The sequence below is a fragment of the Kineosporia sp. NBRC 101731 genome, from assembly GCF_030269305.1.
Classification (GTDB): Bacteria; Actinomycetota; Actinomycetes; order Actinomycetales; family Kineosporiaceae; genus Kineosporia.
Genome location: NZ_BSTC01000005.1, coordinates 184,347 through 206,556, shown reverse-complemented (window position 1 = coordinate 206,556; position 22,210 = coordinate 184,347). Strand labels below are relative to the sequence as shown.

Below are 22,210 nucleotides of genomic sequence, written 5' to 3'. Positions count from 1 at the left end.
CGCGTGCGACCCGGATCGCTCGCGACCCGTGACCCTTCGTGTTCCGGGCACGTGATACCGAACAACCACCTCCGTCTCGGGACTAGCCACCTGACCTTCCAGAAACCCCCCGGTCCGTACCCCGTGGACCGACCGGGAAGTTTCTGCAAAGTCACGAAGAACTCGTACAAACATTCACTGGAGAATGAGAGACCCAGGCGGCGGCACCATCGGACCGCCGCCCCACCCTCTTGAACCCGCTGAATCCGCCTCTTGCCATCACTGCCGCTACTCCACCCAGGAACACCGGGCTCGATCGATGACCCAGGTAGGTGAAAACCCCTACTCGAGACGCCGACTCGACACCAGCTCGGGATCTCCTTCCCTGCGCATCGCCAGCCCTCCGGTGTTCAGCCATCCGGAGACCCAGGCCCGCAGCAGCTCCGACGCCGGGCACTTGCGTAGCCGGCCACAGGTGTGACACCGCCCCGCCCCGTCCACCGGATGCGCGTCGAGCACGAAGGTCAGCGCCTCCACCGTGTGCCGCAGGCGCCGCCGTGCCACAGCCCGCACCTCGTCGCCCTCAGACTTCACCTGATGCAGCGGACCCACGAGAGTGCGCTCCAACTCTGCCAGTTCGGTGCGCAGATGAGCTCGCAGCTCCGTCGACGACGAGGCTTCCTGCCTCGGGATGACGCTCATCTCATGATCACCGATCGGAGTGTCTCGACCGCCTGGTCGTCCACGAAGTACGCCGCCTCCTCATCGATCGTCAGCCCCAGACGACCGTCCTGGTCGTAGAGCACGATGTCGTCCTGGATCAGCCGGCAGCCTGCGGGATGCCACAGCCAGTCCGCGAGCGGCCCCCGGTGGAGCACCGCCAGCGTCCGGTCGCCGGCCCAGAGAATGACGAGATCGTCCATGATCGCCGCGGTCACGGCGACTCCGGTGTTGTAACCCCGTCCATTGACGAGCGGCAGTTCGACCCGGCCGGTCCGGAGCGTGGAGATGATCCCCGAACAAGGCCAAATAGCACCGCACGCCTCACAAACCCCACCATCATCGCGATGAAGACTGATGGTGGGCTCGACCCGACGCGTAGGGCGGCGGCGCCGAGGTACTGCCACATTGCGACTGCGCGTATCGGACATGTCACCCAAGGTGGCGAACAGGGCACGTTTTGTGCAACCCTGCATCTCACAGGCCGCCATATGCATGGTCTGCATTGCAGGCAATGCGTTACAGCGGCCATGGGGAAGGGTTTAAAAGCAGGCTGGGCACGAGGGGATGCGCGCTATGGCCACTGATGCAGGGAAGCACGAGCGACCACCGTCTTTGGCACAAAGACGAGTCGGTCAGCGACTGAAAGGGTGGCGAGAACGCGCCAGCAAGACGCAGGAAGACGCGGCTACTGCACTGCTGGTGCACCACACCAAGATTTACCGCATTGAATCCGGAAGAACGCTCGCCAAGCCCGGTGACATCCGCGAATTGTCGAGAATCTATGACATACCGGACAGTCAAACGGAAGAACTTATCCATCTCAGTAGAAGTGCCCTCAAACCGGGCATTGTGGACAGTTATCGCGACGTCGTTTCCGGGGATCTTGGATTACTCGCCGACCTCGAGGCCGCCTGTACTCACATGCGCGCCTGGGATGGCGATGTCGTCCATGGGCTTTTGCAAACCCCGGCATATGCCTATGCGATTCTGGGTACCTTGAAAGGGCCGAGTGACGAGGTTCGCAGGAAACGACTTAAATTCCGTTTAGAACGGCAGCGCGTGCTAATGTCGAATGATCCTGCCTGTGACATCAGGATCGTTCTCGGGGAGGCCGCGCTGCGGTACACCGTCGGCTCGGACGATGTGATGCGAGATCAGATCGAACACCTCTTGGACCTGAGCAATCAGATCGACATTCGAATCCGCCCGTTCTCCGAGGGACCTCACCCCTGGACCGCGGGCGGCGTTTTCACCTTGCTGGACTTTCCCGACCCGGCAGATCCGGCCGTGGTGTACACGGAAAGCCACTTGGACTCGCGCTACATGGAGACAGCGCGCGAACTGGCCGAGTACAGGAGAATTTTCGGCGAACTGTACGGCAAGTCCGTCCCAGTGAAGGAGTTCGTGACATGAGCACCACCCCCGACCCGACGCATTGGATCAAGGCCGCCCGATCCAGCGCGACCGGCTCATGCGTCGAAATGCGGCAGCACCAGGCCGCTGTCGAGGTCCGCGACACGAAACAGCACGGTCAGGGCCCGACCCTGCGCCTGCACCCGGTGGGATTCTCCGCCTGGGTCGCCGGCGCGAAGTCCGGCGAACTGGACCACCTGGCCCGCTGATAACCCAGCGGATTCAGCTGCCGCCCCAGCGCAACCGGCGGCAGAGCGCCGAAATGATCCACCGCTGTGCGATCAGCTCCGGGTCGAGGAGCTGACCAGAACGAAGTGCCCGGCCGGATCGAGCGGCCGGGCACTTCGCCGTCCGGCCCGGTACTCACCCGTCAGTACAATCAGTACAGGTGGGGGAGTAGTCTGTCCCAGCAATCCGGAGCCACTCTGGGTCCGCCGGTCGAGAGGGAACGACCATGGATGAGACTGAGGTCCGCGCACTCGCACTCGGCCTACCCGAGACACGCGAGCAGCCGCACTTCGCCATGACGTCATTTCGCGTACGCGGCAGCATCTTCGCCACGATGCCGCCGGAACGCGATCAGATACACGTGTTCGTGCCCGAAGAAAACGTGCACGAGGCCGTGTCCGAGCAGCCCGAAGCCTGTGAAGAGCTTTGGTGGGGGCAGAAACTCGACGGCGTGAAGGTGACGCTGGCCGAGGCTGACCCCGGGTTGATGAACGAGCTCCTGGTGGCCGCCTGGCGCCAGAAGGCCCCGAAGAAGATGGTCGCCGACTGGCAGAGCTCCCGCCAGGACACGACGGCGTAATCGCCCGGTCACGATACCTTCGGAAGGGTTTGCCCTTCCGGGGGTAGCGGTTCGAACGCCGTTCGGGTGGGGTCACTTTCCGGCGCGGCGCTCCGGATGCGATCGCGGTCGCCCTAAACTCAGACTGTTGAGGGCGGCTGCAAACGGGGGTTCTGACGCCATGACTGAGAACGACGGGGCTCGCCGCTGGGTGTTCGCCCGCGGAAGCGCCGGGGTCGACGAGATCCAGGCGGTCATCGACGAGGTCCTGGCCGGGTCGATGATCAACCGCCGGCGCCCTCCGGTACCCCGGCAGGGTGGCCCGGGACACGGCGATCAGCAGATGCTCGACCTCACCGAGCTCGAGCCACGCATGGTCGACCTCGGGAGTTCCCTGCGAGTGAGCACCGGCCCACAGGAGAATTCCGCCGAGATCGTCATCGAGATCGGCAAGGGCCTGGCGGTGGAGTTCGCCTGGGAACTGTGGGTCACCCAGATCTGGCCACGGCTCTCCGGCACGGCAGACGACGCGATCGGCCCGCGCCGCGACGGCCGCCACACCCGTCGGCCGTGACGGAACCGGTCCCGGCCCACTCGGCCCACTCGGCCCACTCGGCCCACTCGGCCCACTCGGCCCACTCGGCCCACTCGGCCCACGAGAGGCTCCGCCGGCTGGACGCCGAGCTTCCGCCCGTCCCGTCTGTGCCCCTGCTCGCGGCCGCCGGCATCGTTCACACCGGCGATTCGAACTCGGGGGAACCCGCATGACGACCCACCAGGACGGCACCGGCCCGGTCGCCACGACCGCGCCCGACAGCGTCCGGCGCCGTGTCCGGCCCCCGGCGCGGCGGCCCCGGGGCACCGGCCGCGGCCTGGCCCCCGACGCGAGGCTCGAGGTGCGCTTCGACCCTCGACTGGAACTGGCCGAGTGTCTGCTGCACCGTGGCCTCGACGGGGAGCCCGAAGAGCGGGCGATGCTGCTGCGGCAGGTCCGCCATCTGCTGCTCGAGGTGCGCCACGACCAGGGTCAGGTCCGGCCGGACCTCCCGTCCCCGCGCCGCGACGAGCCCACCGCAACGCCTGTGCCCGCTCTCCTGACGCTGGACGAACTGCTGCTGGACCTGGCCGACGACCAGACCCGGCACCGGGCCACGCACCGGGCCCGCCGCATCATGCACGCCCGGCAGTTACTGCACGACGTGCGGGAGGAGTCCGAACACGGCCGCTGGCACGACGAGTCCCGCCTGCGGCTGCTGGCCGCGATCCTGAATCTCCTGGAGCGCCCCGGCTCAACCCCGGCCGGTCACCCCGACGCTCAGTTCTGACACGGCGTCGAGGTCGAGCGCACGGGACCCGATCCGGCGTTCACCCTTGCGCCGTCGCTTGTCCCGGTACATCGCCCGATCGGCGTCCCGCAGCAACCGCTGCACCCCGATCGGCTCGTCGGACCAGGCCAGACCCACGCTGACACCCACGTGCACGACGATCCCGGGCTCGTCGAGCACGAAGTCGTCCTCCAGCGCAGCCTGCACGTCTTTCGCCCGCTGGTCGGCCGCGGCCGCGGAACTGACGGGATGCAGCACGGCCACGAACTCGTCGCCGCCCATCCGGGCCAGGGCGGCGTCCGGCCCCAGGGCCCCGGCGAACCGTTCTGCGGCCCCGGCCAGCAGCTCGTCGCCCACGGCGTGCCCGTGCGCGTCGTTGACGGCCTTGAAGCCGTCCAGGTCGAGGAACATCAGGGCCACCCCGTGCCCGGGCCGGGCCGCAGCCCCGGCCGCCGACGCCACCGGTTCCAGGCCCCGGCGGCTGAGGAGACCGGTCAGGGTGTCGTGCCCCGCGACGTACTGCAGCTCCTCGTGACGCAGCCGCTGTTCCTGCACCAGGGCGGTCCGGGTCGAGGCCGAGCGCCGGGCCACGGCCACCCCACGCACCAGCACCACGCCACCGACAGCGGTCAGGACCACCGCGAGATGGTCGGAGGGCACGGGGGCGATCACGCTGGAGATCCAGCCGGCGTGCACCGCCAGCTGGGAGGCGCCGGTGCCGAGGGCCATCAGCGCCAGGCCGGTCAGGGCGGTGCGGGTGGAGGAGTCGCGCTGGGCGATCTCCATGGCCAGGGCCCCGATCACCACCGGATAGATGCTCGGCAGCTCGGTCGTGGTCATCGCGCCCCAGACCGCGACCGAGGTCAGCACCAGGTTCGGCGCCTGCCCGGCGGCACTCGTGCGGCGGGCCAGCCAGTCCTGCACCGGCGCGGTGTAGAGCACGAAGCAGGCGCCCCAGGCCAGCAGCAGGCTCGGCAGCGGACTCTGGCGCAGGTCGAGGACCTTCAGGGCGGCCCAGGCAACGACGGTGACAGCCATCTCCGCCGTCACGACGAGCGCTGCCCGGCGGACGGCGGCCGACATCGGCTGGTTCCCTCCAGTAACTGGCAGGACTGGGTGTTAACTCCTAAGTATTGGTGCAGTCACCCTGCGTCCCGCGGGAAACCACCCATTTGGCCCAGCTCAAACGGCCGGAACGGGCAATTTTCGTGCTCCGAGTGGCCCTTGGGGCAGTTCTCAGGGGACCAGGACGATCTTGCCGCGGGTGTGCCGCCGGCCCAGTTCCTCGAACGCCTCGGCCACCTTCTCCAGCGGATAGGTGGCGGCCACGACCAGATCCAGGTCGCCGCTCGCCACCCGGTCGGCCACCTCGGCGAGAATCTCCGGCGATGTGGCGGTCATCGATCCCTCGGCCTTGGTCCCGAACCGCGCCGCAGCCTCGAAAGAGATGATCGTTTCGATCCGCTCCACCGGGATGCCCAGCTCCACGGCCAGTTCCACGTATTCCGGGCCGAACAGATCGATGAAGGCGTCAATCCCGTCCTCGCCCGCGGCGACCCGCAGCCGCTCGCCCAGACCGGTGCCGTACTCCACCCAGACCGCTCCGCGCTGCTCGAGCCATTCCCGGTTCGCCGCCGAGGCGATGCCCAGCACCCGCACGCCCCGCGCCCGCAGCATCTGCACGACCAGGGTGCCCACTCCCCCGGTGGCGGCGGACACCGCGACGGTGTCACCCGCCATCGGCTTCACGGCCCGCACCGCGGCGTAGGCCGTGGCGCCCACCACGTACAGCGAGCCGGCCTGCTCCCAGCTCAGCGCGGCGGGTTTCGGGATCAGCTGGCCGGCGGGCACGATCGTGTGCGAGGCCTGACTGGACCGGGTCCACGACCAGCCGAGCACCTCGTCACCCACCTGCGGGGCCACCACGTCCGGGCCGACGGCCAGCACCACCCCGGCCAGGTCGCTGCCCTGCCCGGACGGGAACGTCGCCGGGGACCGGTCCTTCATCGCCCCGCTGCGCAGGGCGATCTCGCCCGGGTTGATCCCGGCCGCCCGTACCTCGACCAGAACCTCTCCCACACCCGGAGCAATCAGCGGAAGCTCCTCGACCTGAAGAACTTCCGGACCGCCGTAGGCGTGGAACCGGACGGCACGATAGGTCTCGCTCATGGTGTCTCCCTCGGTGAATCGGCACAGCGCATTCGTCTGAACCCCTTCAGCGGGGACTTATTCCTACATCAGCGCCGCGGTGAGCCGGCACACGTTGTCCACGTACCGCCGCCGCCAGGGCTCCTGCAGCCATTCCTCGAGCGTGAGCTCCCGCGACACCGACCGGTACAGCTCGTCGTTCGTCTGCAGCCGCTTCACCAGGTCACCGCCGAAACCGAGCAGCATCACCTCGTAGGTCAGCGCGAACGACCGGAAGTCCATGTTGGACGAGCCGATCACGCCGACCTCGTCGTCCACGGTCAGGTACTTGGCGTGCAGCACGGCCGGGGCCGGGTACAGGTGGATGTGCACGCCCGCCTCCAGCAGCGCGCGGTAGTAGGAACGCTGGGCGTGGCCGACGAGGAACTGGTCGGCCTGCTCCCCGACGAACAGCTCCACCCTCACCCCCCGGTAGACCGCGGTCGTGATGGCCGCCAGCAGCGACTCGTCCGGCACGAAGTACGGGCTGGTGATGGCCACCCGCTTCGTGGCCATGTGGATGAGGCTGACGAACAGGCGCAGGTTGGGCTCGGTCGGGAAACCCGGCCCGGACGGCACGATCTGCAGGGCGTTCTCGCCGTGGTCGACCGGGTCCTGCACCGGGCGGCGGGCCTGCACCAGCTCACCGGTCTCGATGAACCAGTCGGTCGCGAACACCGCCTCGACCGAGGCCACCACCTCACCGGTCACCTCCAGCGACAGGTCGTGCCAGGCGCGGCCGACCCGGGCGTTGGTCTCACTGCCGTAGTGCGGGTCGATCATGTTGTGCGAGCCGATGAACGCCACCTCACCGTCCACCACCAGCAGCTTGCGGTGGTTGCGCAGGTCGGGGCGGCGCCAGCGGCCTTCCAGCGGTTTGATCGGCATCATCAGGTGCCACTCGATCCCGGCCAGCGTCAGTCGCTTCTGGAAAATGTTCCAGTGCGGGTACTTCCGCGATCCCAGGTGATCCATCAGCAATCGCACCCGCACTCCGCGCCCGACCGCGTTCTTCAGCGCGGTGAAGAACGGGTCGGTCGTGTCGTCCCAGCTCATGATGTAGAACTCGACGCTCACGTACTGCGTCGCCCCATCCACCGCCGCAGCCATCGCCCGGTACGTGTCGGCCGCGTCGTCGTGCACCGCCCGCACCCGCCCGTCCACGCAGGGCATCCCGGTGAGCTGCCGGTTCTGCCGGAGCAGGCCGGTCAGGGCATCCGAAGGACTCACGCCCTCGGGCACCAGCGGCAGGTGGGCCGAGCGCTCGGCCAGGATGTGGTTGGCCTGCGCCTGGATCTTGTAGCGCCGCCCGTGCACGTAGGGGCTCCCGATCAGCCAGTACAGCGGCAGACCGACGACCGGCAGGAACAGGATGAGCAGGAGCCAGGCGGACGACGACGCCGGCCGCCGGTTCTCCGGCACGGTCCCGACCGCGAAGAACTTGATGATGTACTCGCCGACCACGTAGCTCCATGTCAGCGCCTGTTCCCAGCTCATGGGCGGAGCCTAGGGCCTGACTCGGGATCAGCTGGACACGTCCATCCGCTGGGTGCCGATCACCCCGAGAAGGCGCAGCGCGCTCTCGGCCGCCGATCCCGGATCGGCCGTGTAGAGGATCACCTGCTGGTCGCGCTCGGGGACGGCGAGCAGGTCGCAGCGCAGCTCCAGCACACCCACCGCCGGATGGTCGAAAGTCTTCCTCAGGTGCGGAACCTCGACCACCTCGCCGGCCGGCCACTGCCGCACGAAGTCGGGGCTGTCCCGGAGCAGGTCCCGGACCAGATGCCGGGTGGCACCGTCGCCGGGGTACCGGGCCATCACGATCCGCAGTTGCCCGGCGGCGGACCGCAGGAACGCGCCGTCGTCGAGCAATCGCCCGACGACCGGTACCTTCGCCCGGACCTGCGGCTGGTGGTACATCCGCAGCAGGTTCCGCTCCCGGGGCGCCAGGGCCGAGAAGTCGCCGAACAGCGCCGCCCCGAGGCGGTTCCAGGCCAGCACGTCGTAGGCCGCGCCGAGCACCAGCGCCGCGGTGTCCGGGAGTCGCTCGATGAGTTCACGGACGTGGTCGGGGACGTCGGACGGCGGTCCGGGAGGGACGCTGAATGCCTCACCGGCCAGGGCGTAGAGGTGACGGCGCTGCACGTCGTCCAGGCGCAGGGCCCGGGCCAGCGCGGCGAGCACCGGACGCGAGGGCAGCGACCCACGTCCCTGCTCCAGACGGGTGTAGTGCTGGGTGGAGACGTGGGCCAGGCCGGCGACCTCCTCCCGGCGCAGTCCGGGTGTGCGGCGCGGTCCGGAGACCGGCACCCCCGCGTCCTGCGGCCGGATGCGCTCACGGTGCAGACGCAGGAAGGCGCCGAGCTCTCGCTGGTTCACGTCTTCATCATGACCGGGTCAGGACCGGGCGCGCGCTCCGGTGAGGGGTACGGTCCGGGCCTGCCTGTTCCCGGCGGCCGGTTCCAGGCTGGCCGTCATGAGCACACTGCTGAACGACAAGGTCATCCTGGTCACCGGGGCCAGCCGCGGCATCGGGGCGGCGGCCGCACGGCTGTTCGCCGCCGAGGGGGCCACCGTGGTGCTCGCCTCGCGGGGGGCGGCCGCGCTCGAGGAGGTCACGACCCAGATTGAGGACGCCGGTGGGCACGCCTCCTACGTGGTGGCCGATCTCGGGGTGGTCGCCGACATCGACCGGGCCGTCGCGACCACGATCGAGCGGCACGGCCGGCTGGACGGCGCCTTCAACAACGCCGGTGTCTCGATCCCGCCCGGCCCCGTCGGGGACACCTCCGAAGAGCACTTCGACCTGGTCAACCGGGTCAACTACAAGGGCGTGTACTTCGCCGTGGCGGCCCAGGTGCGGGCGATGGCGCAAACCGGTGGGGCGATCGTGAACTGCAGCAGCATCGGCGCCCTGGTCGCGAACCCGGCCCTGCCTGCCTACGGCGCGGCCAAGCGGGCGGTGAACAGCCTGACCGCGAGCGCCGCGGTGGAGTACGCCGGGCAGGGCATCCGGATCAACGCGATCGCCCCGGGCCTGACCCTGACCGAGATGGTGGCCGACTGGGAGCGGGCCAGCCCGGGCATCATCGAGCAGGGCACGGCCGCCATCCCGATGAAGCGCGCGGCCCGCCCCGAGGAGATCGCGCAGGCCGCGGCCTGGCTGCTGAGCGACCGCGCCTCCTTCGTGACCGGCGTCGTGCTGCCGGTGACGGGAGGCCAGGCGATCTGAAGCCTCTGCGCGCCTGACCACCACATTCTTCGCTCGTGGCCACCACCGTCGGCTCGAAACCCGCTCGGAAAGCGGAAACCCGCCATCCGTTCGTCCGTCGGCGTTCATCTGTCACCTGGATGCGGTTCTCGTCCCTTCTGCGACAATGCGCGAACAGGACCATCTTCGGGTGGCCCGTGACGGGTGGTGAACCGTCGGTGTTACCGGGAATTACGGGGAATTACGGGGAGACGCGAATTGACCGGTATCCGTGACAGCTATCAGTCCGATCTCTTTCGTGTCGACGAGATCCTGCTCCAGATGTGCGATCTCGCCGAGCAGTCGGCGCGCGGCGCGACCGCCGCGCTGGTCGGCACCGATGTGGCCCGGGCCGAGCAGGTGATCGATCTCGACCGCGGCATGGACATGTTGCACCAGGGCCTGGAGAACCGCCTGTTGCGCATCATGGCCCGTTGGGCGCCCGTGGCCGGCGATCTGCGTTCTCTTCTCGCAGCCCTGCGCGTGGGTGCCGACCTCGCGCGGATGGGTGGCCTGGCCCGGCACGTGGCCGAACTGGTGCGGCGCCGGTACCCGCGCTGCGCCGCGCCCGGCGTCTCCTGCGACCTGGTGCGGGAGATGGGCGAGATAGCTGTTCTGCAGACCACGATGACCCGTGATCTGCTGGAGACCCACGACGTGCGCCTGGTGAGCCAGGTGGCGGCCGTCGACGACCGGATGGACAGCCTGCACCGCAAGTTGCTGGCCACCCTGATCGATCCGGACTGGCCGCACGGTGTCGAACCGGCCGTCGACCTGACCCTGCTCGGCCGCTTCTACGAGCGTTTCGGCGACCACACGGTCACCATCGCTCACCAGGTGCACTTCATCGTGCTCGGTTCTCTCCCGGAGCCGCGGCCCCGGGAGAGCATCGAGTCACCAGTCATGCACCGTGCCGTCCGCCAGCCGGTTGAACGGTAGATAGGCGCGCTGGTACTCGTACTTCGCCGCCTCGGCGAGGTCGAGCTCCACCCCCAGCCCGGGCTCGTTCCCCGGGTGCAGCAGGCCGTCGGTGAACGTGAACGACTGCCGGAACACCTCGTCGGTCCGGGCGCCGTGCTGCATGTACTCCTGGATCCCGAAGTTGTGGATCGCCAGACCCAGATGCATCTGCGCCGCCAGGCCGACCGGGGAGATGTCGGTGGGCCCGTGCATACCGGACTTGATCTGGTATTGCCCGGCGTAGTCGAGCACCTTCTTCAGGTGGGTGATCCCCCCGGTGTGGGTGACCGCACTGCGCACGTAGTCGATCAGCTGTTCCCGGATGATCAGCTGATAATCCCAGACGGTGTTGAAGATCTCGCCGATCGCCAGCGGTGTGGTGGTGTGCTGCCGCACCAGGCGCAGTGCTTCCTGGTTCTCCGCCGGCGTCACGTCTTCCAGCCAGAACAGGTCGTACGGCTCCAGCGACTTGCCCAGCTTCGCCGCCTGGATCGGCGTCAGACGGTGGTGGGAGTCGTGCAGCAACGGCAGCTCCGGACCGAACTCGTGGCGCACCGCCTCGAACACCGTCGGCACGTGTCGCAGGTACGAGCGGGTGTCCCAGTCCTCCTCCTGCGGCAGGTCACCCCGCTGGGCGGGCTCGTGGTCGTAGCGCCCGCCGTCGTAGGTGGCGTTGGAGGCGATGCCGTAGATCGACTTCAGCCCGGGCACCCCGGTCTGCACCCGGATCGCCCGGAACCCCTTCTCCTGGTGCTCGCGAATGCTGTCGAACAGTTCCGGCAGCTCCTTGCCCGAGGCGTGCCCGTAGGCCAGCAACCCGTTGCGCGAGGCCCCACCGAGCAACTGGTAGAGCGGCATCCCGGCGGCCTTGGCCTTGATGTCCCACAGCGCGATGTCCACCGCCGCGATCGCCGCCATCGTCACCGGCCCCCGCCGCCAGTAGGCACTGCGGTACAGGAACTGCCAGGTGTCCTCGATCCGCGCCGCGTCCCGCCCGATCAGCAGCGGCACCACGTGCTCCTGCAGGTACGCCACCACTGCCAGTTCGCGGCCGTTCAGGGTTGCGTCACCCAACCCCACCACCCCCTCGTCCGTCTCCAGACGGAGCGTGACGAAGTTACGGTCGGGACTGGTGACAACGACTTCGGCCTTGACCAGCTGCACGATTCTCCTCCGGACTCCAGCGTCTTGGCCCTGACGCTAGGCATCCGCACCAAGCCGTGGCAAGGGTCGGCCGGGGTCGGCCGAGCCCAGCCGAGCCCGGCCGTCCTCTGACCGGTCGAGGGCGCCGTCCCGCACGTCGTGCGTGCAGAGCCGCCCATGGTGGACGTCGGCGTCCGGTGTCACGGGGTCCGTCACCACCGCCCGGGCAGGCCACCGAGAGGGTGGGTCCGGTGGACGAACCGCCGGGCACCCTGGTCGTGCGGATGTGCCGTCCGGCCCTTCATCCGGGCCCGGCGCGCTCCAGCAGAGCCGTGGTGGAGCGTCCCCGCAGATACGGCAGCAACAGCACCCGGCCGCCCCAGCTGCGCACCAGCGCCGCCTCGGGCATCATCACGCCACCGTAGTCACCGCCTTTCACCCAGATGTCGGGACGCAACCGGCCCAGCGCCCGCACCGGATCGTCCTCATCGAAAATGACCACAGCGTCGACACCTTCGATGGCAGCCAACATCTGCGCGCGCTCGTCCTGCGGCACCACCGGCCGTCCCGGCCCCTTCAGGCGCCGCACCGAGGTATCCGAGTTGAGCAGCGCGACCAGCGTGTCGCCGGCCCGGCGCGCGGCCTGCAGACAGGAGACGTGGCCGACGTGCAGCAGGTCGAAACATCCTCCGGTGGCGACGATACGGCCTCCGGAGGCCCGCACACGGGCCACGTGCTGCTCGACGGCCGGCCAGCCCTGGGCCACCCCCTCAGGCAGGACGCCGTGGTCGGCGTGGGTCTCCCGACGCGATTCCGGTGGGGTCACCGGACCGGCGGGGCCGACCTCACCGGCCCATCGGGGCGCACGCTCCGGACCCATCTGACCCATCTGACCCGCTGGACCCTGCCGACGCAACTGACCTGGCTGATCGGCAGGAACCCCGCGGCCCGCCGGTCCTGCCGAACCGGGTGATGCGACGGAACCAGCAGGCGCGTGACGGGGAGCCGGACGGAACGACGCCGCGCCCCCCGCGGCCACCCAGGCGGACGCCTCCGTGACCGCAGTGGCGACCGCCTCGGAGAGCACTCGTCCCCTGCTCACCGAAACAGCCACCGACGCAGCGAAACGGTCACCAGCGCCGCACGGATCGCCCTGCGCCACCGGGGCGGGCAGGTACAGCACCTCATTGCCGGCCTGGCCGAGGTAGGCGCCGTCGGCACCGGTGGTGACGCAGACGGCCCGGACCCGCCAGCGGGCCCGCAGTACATCGGCCAGGACCACCGGATCGGTCTCCCCCGCCTCACCCCTCTGGATCGCCTCGGCGAGGTTCGGCGTCACCAGCAGGCATCCGGGCACCGGTTCTCCCCCACGCGGGTGCGGGTCCCAGATCACCGGCAGGCGACGGGCCGCCCGGGCCAGGAGGCGGCGGATCTGCGGATGCCGGGTGAGGCCGGCCCCGTAGTCCGACACCAGGACGACATCGGCCGACCTCAGCACCTGTTCGACCATTCCCACCGAGGCGACCGGGGGGCCGCCCGGGCCGCCCTCGTCCAGCCGCAGCAGGCTCTGCCCGGCGGCGCGCAGCCGGGTCTTGGTGCGGGTGGGGCCTCCCGGTTCCAGGGAGACCACCGTGACATGAGACACCAGAAGCTCTTCCAGGCGGCGCCCGGCCTCGTCGGGGGCCAGCGGGGCGACCAGGGTCACGTCGATGCCCGGCGCCGCACACAACAGGGCCGTCAGCCCGGCACCTCCCGGCCGCTCGACGGTGCGAAGGGTGTCGAGCACCGGCACCGGGGCGTCGGGAGCGATCCGGGTGACGGTGCCGTGCACGTCGCGGTCGAGCAGCACGTCGCCGAGCACCACGATCGAACGGTTCACCGGGCCACCACCGCCACCTGCCGCAGCCGGGCGTCCACCGCCGCGCAGATCGCGTGCACGGCCACCAGATGCACTTCCTGCACCGTGGCCGTGGCGCGGGCCTCGACGCAGAGGGCCTCGCCCGCGATCTCCGCCAGGGGATTGCCGCGGGGGCCGGTCAGGGCCCAGACGGTGAGGCCACCCGCGGCCGCCCGCTCGGCGGCCACCAGCAGGTTGGGGCTACGGCCGCTGGTGGAGAGCAGCACCAGCACGTCACCCGCGCGACCGTGGGCCTGCACCTGGCGGGCAAACATCTCCTCGGCCCCGTAGTCGTTGACCAGCGCGGTGAGGGTCGAGGTCTCGGCGCTCAGGCACAGGGCCGAGAAAGGCCGGCGCTCCTCCAGGAACCGGCCCACCAGCTCGGCGGTCAGGTGCTGGGCCTGCGCCGCACTGCCACCGTTACCGGCCACGAGCAGCCGGCCACCGGACTGGAGAACGTCGGCCAGGTGTCTCCCCCAGCCCTCCAGCAGGCCGGCCTGACGATGCAGCGAGCCCAGACCCCGGGCCAGGTCTTCCAGATGCCGGTCGAGCCAGGCGCCCGGCGGCGCGGCCTCGTCGCGACCGGACCTCACCAGCGGAACCTTCGGAACGGCAACGGGACGGATATCGGCAGTCACAGCACCTCCAGGGCAGGCGGTCAGGGCTTCGTCCCCGCCCTGGGGAAAGTGTGGGCAGCTTTCGGCCCTACTCCCCGGTCCAGTGCCGATCGCGGCATCGCGGGTTGCCGACCGGTGCAGTGGCGAGCGGTGCCCGGACGGCTGTCCTCAGGCCTTCGAACGACGTTCGACTGGCGTACCCGGAGGTATCTGGCAAAGTCGCGGGTGGGACGAGATCCATTGGATCTTGGCCAGTTCCGGAAGCTGGACTCAGCCGTGAAGCAACCGCGGATCCGTCACACCCCACTCATCACCGTGGAACGGAGACCGATGCGCGCCGTCACCTGGCAGGGCAAGCGAGACATCCGGGTGCAGGATGTACCCGATCCGAAGATCCAGGACCCGACCGACGTGATCATCCGCGTCACCTCGACCGGATTGTGCGGCTCGGACCTGCACCTCTACGAACCCCTGGGCCCTTTCCTGGACCCCGGCGACATTCTCGGTCACGAGCCGATGGGCATCGTCGAGGAGGTCGGCCCGCAGGTCACTAAGCTGCGGCCGGGCGACCGGGTGGTGATCCCCTTCAACATCTCCTGCGGCGCCTGTTTCATGTGCGCACAGGGCCTGCAGTCACAGTGCGAGACCACCCAGGTGCGCGAGCAGGGCATGGGAGCTTCGCTTTTCGGATACACCAAACTGTACGGGCAGGTTCCGGGCGGGCAGGCCGAATATCTGCGCGTACCGTTCGGCGACACTCTGCCGATCAAGGTGCCGACGGGTCCGCCCGACACCCGGTTCCTCTTCCTCTCCGACGTACTGCCCACCGCCTGGCAGGGCGTGGCCTACGCCGACGTGCCCCGCGACGGTTCGCTGGTGGTGCTCGGCCTCGGGCCGATCGGCGACATGGCCACGAGAGTGGCCCAGCACCGAGGGGTCCGCCAGGTCATCGGCGTCGACCTGGTGCCGGAACGTCTGGAGCGCGCCGCGGCGCACGGTGTGCACACCATCGACCTGAACCAGCACGGTGACGACGTCACCGAGCTGATCCGCGACCTGACCGACGGCCGGGGCCCGGACTCGGTGATCGACGCGGTCGGCATGGAGGCGCACGGCTCGCCCGGCGCCGGTCTGGCCCACAAGGCCACCGGTTTCCTGCCCAGCCCGGTGGCCCGCAAAATGATGCAGACCATCGGCGTGGACAAGCTGGCGGCCCTGCACCTGGCCGTCGACCTGGTGCGCCGGGGCGGCACGGTCTCGCTCAGCGGCGTGTACGGCGGGATGGCCGACCCGATGCCGATGATGACCATGTTCGACAAGCAGATCCAGCTGCGCATGGGACAGGCGAACGTCTGGCGCTGGGTGCCGGAGATCCTGCCGCTCCTGCTGGACGGCGACCCGCTCGGTGTCGAGGGCTTCGCCACCCACACCTTGCCCCTGGAGCAGGCCCCGGATGCCTACGCCGAATTCCAGAAGAAGCAGGACGGCATGGTCAAGGTCGTCTTCCAGCCCTGATCAACCTTGATCAGCCCTGATCAACCTGATCCACCCCTCGAAAGCCCATCCAGCACAGGAGTCACGTATGGCCACTCGCCGTAAGCCCGACCAGACCGCCCCCGAATCCGTCAGCCCGACCGGGGTGAAGACCGAGGACGTCGGGACGGTCGACTCTCGCGCGCAGTCGGGCAACCACCTGACCACCGCCCAGGGCCTTCGGCTTCCCGACACCGACCACTCGCTGAAGGCAGGTGAGCGAGGCCCGACCCTGCTGGAAGATTTCCACCTCCGCGAGAAGATCACCCACTTCGACCACGAGCGCATCCCCGAGCGGGTGGTGCATGCCCGGGGCGCCGCCGCGCACGGCGTCTTCACCTCGTACGGCACCGGCGCGAGCATCACCCGGGCCGGCTTCCTGGCCGAGAAGGGCAAGGAGACCGAGGTCTTCGTGCGTTTCTCGACCGTGCTGGGCTCGAAGGGCTCGGCCGACACGGTGCGTGACACCCGCGGGTTCGCCACGAAGTTCTACACCGACGAGGGCAACTTCGACCTGGTCGGCAACAACATGCCGGTGTTCTTCATCCAGGACGGCATCAAGTTCCCCGACATCATCCACGCGGGCAAACCGCAGCCGGACCGGGAGATCCCGCAGGCGCAGTCGGCCCACGACACGTTCTGGGACTTCGTCTCGCTGCACACCGAGGCCACCCACCACGTGTTCTGGAACATGAGCGACCGGGGCATCCCGCGGTCTTTCCGCACCATGGAGGGTTTCGGGGTGCACACCTTCCGGCTGGTGAATGCCGCCGGTGAGTCGCACCTGGTGAAGTTCCACTGGAAGCCGGTCGCCGGCGTGCACTCCCTGGTGTGGGAGGAGGCACAGATCGCCGCGGGCATGGACCCCGACTTCCACCGCCGCGACCTGGCCGACTCGATCGAGGCCGGGGCCTTCCTGGAATGGGATCTCGGCGTTCAGGTGCTGCCCGACGACGGCACCGAGACCTTCGAAGGGATCGACCTTCTCGACCCGACGAAGTTCGTCCCGGAAGAGCTGGCGCCGGTACAGCTGCTCGGCCGCCTGACGCTGAACCGCAACCCCACCAACTACTTCGCCGAGACCGAGCAGGTCGCCTTCCACACCGGCCACCTGGTGCCGGGCATCGAGGTGACGAACGACCCGCTGATGCAGGCCCGCATGTTCTCCTACCTGGACACCCAGCTGACCCGGCTGGGCGGGCCGAACTTCAGCCAGTTGCCGATCAACCGGCCGCACGTGCCGGTGAACGACATGCTGCGCGACGGCATGCACCAGACCGCGATCCACACCGGGGTGGCGCCGTACCGGCCCAACAGCCTGGACGGCGGCTTGCCCGCCGTCGACCTGGAGAACGGGTACGTGCAGACGCCACGCCGGATCGAGGGCAACGCGGTACGGGCCAATCCGCTGTCGTTCGAGGACCACTTCACCCAGGCCGCACTGTTCTACCGCAGCCTGACCCCGCTCGAGCAGGCGCACATCGCCGAGGCGTTCACCTTCGAGCTGGGTAAGTGCTTCGAGCAGAGCATCAAGGAGCGCGAGCTGACGGTGCTCGCGCAGGTCGACGCCGAGCTGTGCGCGACCGTCGCCGCCGGACTGGGTCTGCCCATGCCGACCGGTCTGACCGAGGTCGGCGAGGTCGAGCTCTCCCCTGCCCTCTCGCAGATCGTCGAGGTGCCGGGCCCGATCGCGGGGCGCAAGATCGGGGTGATCGTCGACGATGCCTCCGACCTCAGCGGGGTCAAGGCGGTGCGCAAGGCGCTGCTCAAGCTCGGCGCCGAGCTCCTGATCATCGCCCCGACCGGGGGGTTCGTGGGCAAGGGTCACTCGAAGGAGACCGTGCAGCGCACCCCGCTGACGGCCCGCTCGATCGAGTTCGACGCCGTGCTGGTCGCCGGGGGCACCAGCACCGCGCCCGACATCAAGACGGTCGTGCTGCTGCAGGAGATGTACCGGCACTGCAAGGCCGTCGGGGCCTGGGGTGACGGCGTCGAGACACTGACCGCCTCCGGCATCCCCGCCGACGGTCCGGGCGTGCTGCACGGCGACAGCGCCGACAAGACCTTCGTCGCCGAACTCGTCGCAGCTGCGGGCCTGCACCGGGCCTGGGACCGCGCGGACCTGGTGATGGCCGACGCGGTGGCCCCGGTCCGCGGCTGAACCGAAGATTCAGGAAACAGGAGAAGCGTTGTGAGCGACCAGTACACCTTCACCGACCCGGTCGAGCAGTACCGCATGGCGCAGCCCGGCGAGCAGTACCAGGAGGGCCCGGGCCTCGACCGGAAGCTGAGCCCGAAGGCCGACCACGGGGAGAAGAGCTACCGCGGGTCCGGCCGCCTGTCCGGCCGCAAGGCGCTGGTCACCGGCGCCGACTCGGGCATCGGCCGGGCCGTGGCCATCGCCTACGCCCGCGAGGGGGCCGACGTGGTGCTCTCTTACCTTCCCGAGGAACAGCCCGACGCCGACGAGGTGACCGAGCTGATCCGGCAGGCGGGACGCACGGCGGTGCAGGCGCCCGGTGACGTGGCCGACGAGAAGTTCGCGCGGAGCCTGGTGCGGACCGCGGTGAAGGAGCTCGGGGGGCTCGACCTCGTGGTCAACGTGGCCGGCCGACAGCAGACGCAGGAGAAGCTCGAGGACATCACCTCGGAGAGCTTCGACCTGACGATGCGCACCAACATCCACGCGATGTTCTGGATCGTCCAGGAGGCGCTACCGCACCTGCCGGCCGGGTCGGCGATCATCAATACCAGTTCGGTGCAGGCCTACAGCCCTTCCCCCACGCTGGTCGACTACGCCACCACCAAGGCCGCGATCAACACCTTCAGCAAGGCGCTGGCCCAGCAGCTGGCCCCGCGCGGTATCCGGGTGAACGTGGTGGCCCCCGGCCCGATCTGGACGCCGTTGCAGGCCGCCGGCGGTCAGCCGTCCGAGGCTCTTCCGGAGTTCGGGCAGCAGACCCCGCTGGGCCGTCCGGGGCAGCCGGCCGAACTGGCGCCGGCGTACGTGTACCTGGCCTCAGCCGAGTCGTCGTACACCGTGGGCGAGACCCTCACCGTGACCGGGGGAATGCCCACGCCCTGACCGCAGGGGCGGTCGATAGGTCGGGAAACCCTTCTCCGCCCGGTGCGACCTGTACCGCGCGTCGCACCGGGCGGAGAAGGGCACAGGCAACAGACTGTCTGTCCCACGGCGCGCTCTGTCCGGGGTGCGTCGCCCTTCCACCACGACTCTGCGCGCCGGCCAGTACGAAAAGCGAGGCGGAGCACCGACCGGATAACCACGAACCCCACCCAGCAGCAACCCCCGGTGGCCCCCGGCCCTCGGGACCGGTCGGCCCTCACCCTCCAGCAGTCGATGCGCCGGCTGGTCCTGGTCCGGGTCGCCGTCACCGCCGGCGCGCTGCACCAGGTGGACGCCCGCACGGCGGGCACGCTCATCGTCATGACCACGGTCGAGTGACGCATCGGCCGGATCTGCGGTGCAATAGGGCCATGATCGAGGTCAAGCGGCACATCCAGGCCCCCGTGCAGGACGTCTTCGCGGTTCTGTCCGACGGCTGGCTCTACGCCGGCTGGGTGGTCGGCGCCTCCCGGATCCGGGCGGTGGACGACGCCTGGCCGAAACCGGGTTCCAAGATTCACCATTCGGTCGGTGTGTGGCCGGCCCTGCTGGACGACGAGACCCAGGTGGTCGACATCGTCCAGGACCATCGGCTGGTGTTGCAGGCCAAGGGCTGGCCGATCGGCGAGGCCACGGTCTACCTCGAACTCGAGGACGACGAGGACGGCGGTTGCCTGGTGCGCATGCAGGAAGACGCCTCCTCCGGGCCGGGCAAGCTCGTACCCCAGCCCCTCCGCCAGCTGAGCATCGCACCGCGCAACACCGAAAGCCTGCGACGACTCGCCTTTCTGGCTGAGGGCGGGGCCTACCGCCGCTGACGCACCGCCGTGATCACCCCGGCGGTGACGGCTCCGAACGTGCCGAGCACCTCGTCCCCCAGAGTGTCGGTGTAGGCGGTGCCGAGCTCCGTGCCGCCCCGGATGAACGCGTAATACTCCCCGATCTCCCAGAAGATCGCCATGATCGCGCCGACACCGGCGACCAGGAGCACGATCTCCCAGCTCGGCCGTGCCTGCCCGCGGGTGATCAGCAGACCGGCCCCGAGCCCGAGGAACATCCAGTTCACGAAGTGGTTGGCGTCGTCCCACCAGCCGACCGCGTCGTACAGGTTCAGCGTGTTGCCGGTCACGTCGACGAGGAAGGGGAGCATGATCCAGGCGAACGCGGCCCACGGCGGGTCGTCACGACGCTTCGTGGTGAGCCACCAGATCGCCGGCACCGTCAGCATCATCGCCGGGTAGAGCACCAGACGGGCCCCGAAACCCTTGTCCTCGAACTGTTCCAGTCCCGAGGCGAAGAAGGTGGCCACCAGCAGCTGGCCCACGGTCAGCACCAGCAGTACGACGCAGACCAGCGTGCCGGCCCCCGATCGGCCCACGGTCTCGTCCTCAGGCTGCACATCAGTCATGCGGCCAGTATCGCGTGATCTTGGGGGCATCTGTCCGGATCCCCGCGCCGCATCGCCGGGGGTAACTCAGAATGCGCCTGGCCAGGGCACACCTAGATTCGAAGAAGAACGTGAGACGCGACCTTGGAGAAGCCATGAGCGTGATGAACGAGAGGCCTTCGAGCATGACATCGGCTGCTCCCGGGCCCGTCCCGACGCACCCCGCCCCCCAGACGCCTGCGCAGGACAAGTCGGCCCCCGAACTGGTCCAGGACATCACCCGCCTGGTGCCGCAGCTGGCCCGCCAGGAGATCGAGCTCGCCAAGGCGGAGCTGACCGAGAAGGCGAAGCACGCGGGCATCGGTGCCGGTGCCTTCGGCGGAGCCGGCCTGGTCGCCCTGTTCGGCACCGGCGTGCTGATCGCCGCGGCCGTGCTCGGCCTGGCCGAGGCGATGCCGGCCTGGGCAGCCGCGCTGATCGTGGCCGCGGTGCTGCTCGTCGTGGCCGGCGTGATGGCCCTGATCGGCCGCCGGCAGTTCCAGCAGGCCACTCCCCCCGTGCCGACCCAGGCCGTGGACAGCACGAAGCACGACGTCGAAGCCGTGAAGGAGAGTACGCACCGATGAGCGACGAGAACGGCAGCCGCAGCGCCGACGAGATCCGTGAGGACATCGACCACACCCGCGACGAGCTCGCGGACACCGTCGAGGCCCTCGCCGCCCGTACCGACGTGAAGACCCGCGCCACCGAGAAGGCGCACCAGGTGCAGGACGCCGCCCGGACCAAGGCCCTCCAGGCCCAGGACACCGCCCTGACCAAGGCCCACGAGGTGCAGGGCGCCGCGCGGGTCAAGGCCCAGGAGCTGAAGCTCAAGGCCGGTGAGGTGCAGCAGACCGCCAAGGTTCAGGCGGTCGCGGCGAAGACCGCCGTCACCGAGCAGTCGAAGGTCACCGGCGAGCAGGCCCGGGCCAAGGCCGGACAGGCCCGCGTGATCGCGGCCGAGAAGGCCCACGTGGCCCAGGAGGCCGTGCAGCAGCAGCGCCGGGAGCGCCCGTGGCTCCTTCCGGCCCTGGGCGGCGTCTTCGCCTTCCTGACCGGTCTGTTCGTGTGGCTGCGGCGACGCGGTAACTGAGGATCCGCGGCGCCCCTGCCCTCAGCCCGACGTGGCCGACGGCAGGGGCGTCGGCGCGTCCCGGGCCGGTCGCAGGCCGTCGAGGATCACTCCGATGACCCGCCGGTGGAGTGCCGGGTTATCTTTCTGCGCACCGAGATCGATGCTGCTGACCGCCGCCATCGTAAGAGCCAGCAGATCGCTCGGGTGCACGTCGTCGCGCACCACCCCCGCCTCCTGGCAGCGCTGCAGCATCTGCTCCAGGGCCTTCTGCATGAACTGCTGGTGCCGCCGGATCACGGTCTCGACGTGGTCGTGCGAGCTGACCCGCGCCCAGCCGACGCTCTCCGCGTAGCCGCCGACGACGAACTCGCGAAAGCCCCGGTCCTGCGAGAAGAGATGCACCCCCTCCTCGAAGAACTCGACAAAGCCCGCCCACGGTTCCGGCTCCTCGATCGCCCGCAGCACGTCAGCCTGCGACTGCCGGAAACGGATCTCGTACGAGGCCAGGATCAGCTCGTCCTTGTTCTCGAACCGCCGGTACACCGTGGCCACGCCCACCCCGGCCCGGGCCGCGACGTCCGCCAGCGTGGCCCCCAGCCCCTGGGCGGCGAAGACGTCCCCGGCCGCCTGAAGGATCCGGTCCGCCTTTTTCTCACCGGGTTCCGCAGACGCCGCGGCGCGCCCGGACGAAGTACTCACGAATTCAGCCTAGCAACGCGGAACAACTATTCCGCTATGGTGGTGACAACCCCGGAACAGCTATTCCGCTCC

The 22,210-nt window shown here is 69.3% G+C and carries 25 protein-coding genes; 14 read left to right on the top strand and 11 right to left on the bottom strand.

Features of this window, described 5'->3' with window-relative positions:
* Positions 1 to 321: 321 nt before the first annotated feature.
* Together QSK05_RS16490 and QSK05_RS16485 are read right to left on the bottom strand one after the other, a co-directional pair.
* Positions 322 to 681: a hypothetical protein gene (locus QSK05_RS16490; protein ID WP_285598107.1), complete on the bottom strand. Its 360-nt coding sequence runs from the start codon at positions 679 to 681 to the stop codon at positions 322 to 324.
* On the bottom strand, positions 678 to 917 hold the full coding sequence (locus tag QSK05_RS16485; RefSeq protein WP_285598106.1) for a hypothetical protein: 240 nt from the start codon (positions 915 to 917) through the stop codon (positions 678 to 680). Before QSK05_RS16485 ends, QSK05_RS16490 begins: the two co-directional genes overlap by 4 nt.
* Positions 918 to 1,275: 358 nt before the next feature.
* Here QSK05_RS16485 and QSK05_RS16480 point away from each other — a divergent pair, with 358 nt between their 5' ends.
* The 5 genes from QSK05_RS16480 to QSK05_RS16460 all read left to right on the top strand — a co-directional run bounded on the left by QSK05_RS16480 (position 1,276) and on the right by QSK05_RS16460 (position 4,227).
* Complete coding sequence (locus QSK05_RS16480; RefSeq protein WP_285598105.1) at positions 1,276 to 2,115, top strand: helix-turn-helix domain-containing protein; 840 nt, start codon at positions 1,276 to 1,278, stop codon at positions 2,113 to 2,115.
* The gene (locus QSK05_RS16475; protein ID WP_285598104.1) at positions 2,112 to 2,324 is read left to right on the top strand and encodes a DUF397 domain-containing protein; all 213 of its coding nucleotides are present in this window, start codon (positions 2,112 to 2,114) and stop codon (positions 2,322 to 2,324) included. Before QSK05_RS16480 ends, QSK05_RS16475 begins: the two co-directional genes overlap by 4 nt.
* Before the next feature lie 245 nt (positions 2,325 to 2,569).
* Positions 2,570 to 2,923 carry an MmcQ/YjbR family DNA-binding protein gene (locus tag QSK05_RS16470; protein ID WP_285598103.1) on the top strand — a complete coding sequence of 118 codons (354 nt, stop codon included), beginning with the start codon at positions 2,570 to 2,572 and terminating at the stop codon, positions 2,921 to 2,923.
* Between the two features lie 160 nt (positions 2,924 to 3,083).
* The gene (locus tag QSK05_RS16465; protein WP_285598102.1) at positions 3,084 to 3,476 is read left to right on the top strand and encodes a hypothetical protein; all 393 of its coding nucleotides are present in this window, start codon (positions 3,084 to 3,086) and stop codon (positions 3,474 to 3,476) included.
* Positions 3,477 to 3,666: 190 nt separating this feature from the next.
* On the top strand, positions 3,667 to 4,227 hold the full coding sequence (locus QSK05_RS16460; RefSeq protein ID WP_285598101.1) for a hypothetical protein: 561 nt from the start codon (positions 3,667 to 3,669) through the stop codon (positions 4,225 to 4,227).
* Here QSK05_RS16460 and QSK05_RS16455 read toward each other — a convergent pair.
* From QSK05_RS16455 to QSK05_RS16440, 4 genes are all read right to left on the bottom strand, one after another.
* Entirely contained in the window at positions 4,192 to 5,310 is a 1,119-nt protein-coding gene (locus QSK05_RS16455; protein ID WP_285598100.1) for a GGDEF domain-containing protein, read from the bottom strand. The two genes, QSK05_RS16460 and QSK05_RS16455, sit on opposite strands and share 36 nt — an antisense overlap.
* Positions 5,311 to 5,463: 153 nt before the next feature.
* Positions 5,464 to 6,396: an NADP-dependent oxidoreductase gene (locus tag QSK05_RS16450; RefSeq protein WP_285598099.1), complete on the bottom strand. Its 933-nt coding sequence runs from the start codon at positions 6,394 to 6,396 to the stop codon at positions 5,464 to 5,466.
* 63 nt (positions 6,397 to 6,459) lie between these two features.
* Complete coding sequence (cls, locus tag QSK05_RS16445) at positions 6,460 to 7,911, bottom strand: cardiolipin synthase (RefSeq protein WP_285598098.1); 1,452 nt, start codon at positions 7,909 to 7,911, stop codon at positions 6,460 to 6,462.
* Positions 7,912 to 7,938: 27 nt separating this feature from the next.
* The gene (locus QSK05_RS16440) at positions 7,939 to 8,793 is read right to left on the bottom strand and encodes a helix-turn-helix transcriptional regulator (protein WP_285598097.1); all 855 of its coding nucleotides are present in this window, start codon (positions 8,791 to 8,793) and stop codon (positions 7,939 to 7,941) included.
* A 97-nt stretch (positions 8,794 to 8,890) separates the two neighbouring features.
* On the opposite strand from QSK05_RS16440, the gene QSK05_RS16435 reads away from it, so the two are divergent.
* Together QSK05_RS16435 and phoU are read left to right on the top strand one after the other, a co-directional pair.
* Positions 8,891 to 9,646 carry an SDR family NAD(P)-dependent oxidoreductase gene (locus tag QSK05_RS16435; RefSeq protein ID WP_285598096.1) on the top strand — a complete coding sequence of 252 codons (756 nt, stop codon included), beginning with the start codon at positions 8,891 to 8,893 and terminating at the stop codon, positions 9,644 to 9,646.
* Positions 9,647 to 9,883: 237 nt separating this feature from the next.
* A complete protein-coding gene (phoU, locus tag QSK05_RS16430; RefSeq protein ID WP_285598095.1) occupies positions 9,884 to 10,603 on the top strand; it encodes a phosphate signaling complex protein PhoU in 720 nt (239 codons plus the stop codon).
* Here the strand turns inward: phoU and manD are convergent.
* The 3 genes from manD to QSK05_RS16415 form a co-directional block, all read right to left on the bottom strand.
* Positions 10,559 to 11,788, bottom strand: coding sequence for a D-mannonate dehydratase ManD (manD, locus tag QSK05_RS16425; protein WP_285598094.1), 1,230 nt, complete (start codon positions 11,786 to 11,788; stop codon positions 10,559 to 10,561). The two genes, phoU and manD, sit on opposite strands and share 45 nt — an antisense overlap.
* A 280-nt stretch (positions 11,789 to 12,068) precedes the next feature.
* The gene (locus QSK05_RS16420) at positions 12,069 to 13,646 is read right to left on the bottom strand and encodes a PfkB family carbohydrate kinase (protein ID WP_285598093.1); all 1,578 of its coding nucleotides are present in this window, start codon (positions 13,644 to 13,646) and stop codon (positions 12,069 to 12,071) included.
* Positions 13,643 to 14,257: a D-sedoheptulose-7-phosphate isomerase gene (locus tag QSK05_RS16415; RefSeq protein WP_285598092.1), complete on the bottom strand. Its 615-nt coding sequence runs from the start codon at positions 14,255 to 14,257 to the stop codon at positions 13,643 to 13,645. Before QSK05_RS16415 ends, QSK05_RS16420 begins: the two co-directional genes overlap by 4 nt.
* Positions 14,258 to 14,611: 354 nt before the next feature.
* Between QSK05_RS16415 and QSK05_RS16410 the strand changes: the two genes are divergently transcribed.
* The 5 genes from QSK05_RS16410 to QSK05_RS16390 all read left to right on the top strand — a co-directional run bounded on the left by QSK05_RS16410 (position 14,612) and on the right by QSK05_RS16390 (position 19,756).
* The gene (locus QSK05_RS16410; protein ID WP_285598091.1) at positions 14,612 to 15,796 is read left to right on the top strand and encodes a zinc-dependent alcohol dehydrogenase; all 1,185 of its coding nucleotides are present in this window, start codon (positions 14,612 to 14,614) and stop codon (positions 15,794 to 15,796) included.
* A gap of 67 nt (positions 15,797 to 15,863) precedes the next feature.
* Positions 15,864 to 17,975, top strand: coding sequence for a catalase (locus QSK05_RS16405; protein ID WP_285598090.1), 2,112 nt, complete (start codon positions 15,864 to 15,866; stop codon positions 17,973 to 17,975).
* 30 nt (positions 17,976 to 18,005) lie between these two features.
* Positions 18,006 to 18,899 carry an SDR family oxidoreductase gene (locus QSK05_RS16400; RefSeq protein WP_285598089.1) on the top strand — a complete coding sequence of 298 codons (894 nt, stop codon included), beginning with the start codon at positions 18,006 to 18,008 and terminating at the stop codon, positions 18,897 to 18,899.
* A 225-nt stretch (positions 18,900 to 19,124) separates the two neighbouring features.
* Entirely contained in the window at positions 19,125 to 19,277 is a 153-nt protein-coding gene (locus QSK05_RS16395) for a hypothetical protein (protein ID WP_285598088.1), read from the top strand.
* 32 nt (positions 19,278 to 19,309) lie between these two features.
* Positions 19,310 to 19,756 (top strand): SRPBCC family protein, encoded by a 447-nt coding sequence (locus QSK05_RS16390; RefSeq protein ID WP_285598087.1) that lies wholly within the window; start codon positions 19,310 to 19,312, stop codon positions 19,754 to 19,756.
* On the opposite strand, the gene QSK05_RS16385 is transcribed toward QSK05_RS16390, so the two are convergent.
* Positions 19,744 to 20,346, bottom strand: a complete 603-nt coding sequence (locus tag QSK05_RS16385) for a DUF2238 domain-containing protein (protein WP_285598086.1) — start codon at positions 20,344 to 20,346, stop codon at positions 19,744 to 19,746. The genes QSK05_RS16390 and QSK05_RS16385 overlap by 13 nt on opposite strands.
* 134 nt (positions 20,347 to 20,480) lie before the next feature.
* On the opposite strand from QSK05_RS16385, the gene QSK05_RS16380 reads away from it, so the two are divergent.
* Both QSK05_RS16380 and QSK05_RS16375 read left to right on the top strand, forming a co-directional pair.
* A complete protein-coding gene (locus QSK05_RS16380; protein WP_285598085.1) occupies positions 20,481 to 20,951 on the top strand; it encodes a phage holin family protein in 471 nt (156 codons plus the stop codon).
* The gene (locus tag QSK05_RS16375) at positions 20,948 to 21,457 is read left to right on the top strand and encodes a DUF3618 domain-containing protein (RefSeq protein ID WP_285598084.1); all 510 of its coding nucleotides are present in this window, start codon (positions 20,948 to 20,950) and stop codon (positions 21,455 to 21,457) included. Before QSK05_RS16380 ends, QSK05_RS16375 begins: the two co-directional genes overlap by 4 nt.
* 21 nt (positions 21,458 to 21,478) lie before the next feature.
* Here the strand turns inward: QSK05_RS16375 and QSK05_RS16370 are convergent, their stop codons facing one another.
* On the bottom strand, positions 21,479 to 22,138 hold the full coding sequence (locus QSK05_RS16370; protein WP_285598083.1) for a TetR/AcrR family transcriptional regulator: 660 nt from the start codon (positions 22,136 to 22,138) through the stop codon (positions 21,479 to 21,481).
* Between the last annotated feature and the right edge of the window lie 72 nt (positions 22,139 to 22,210).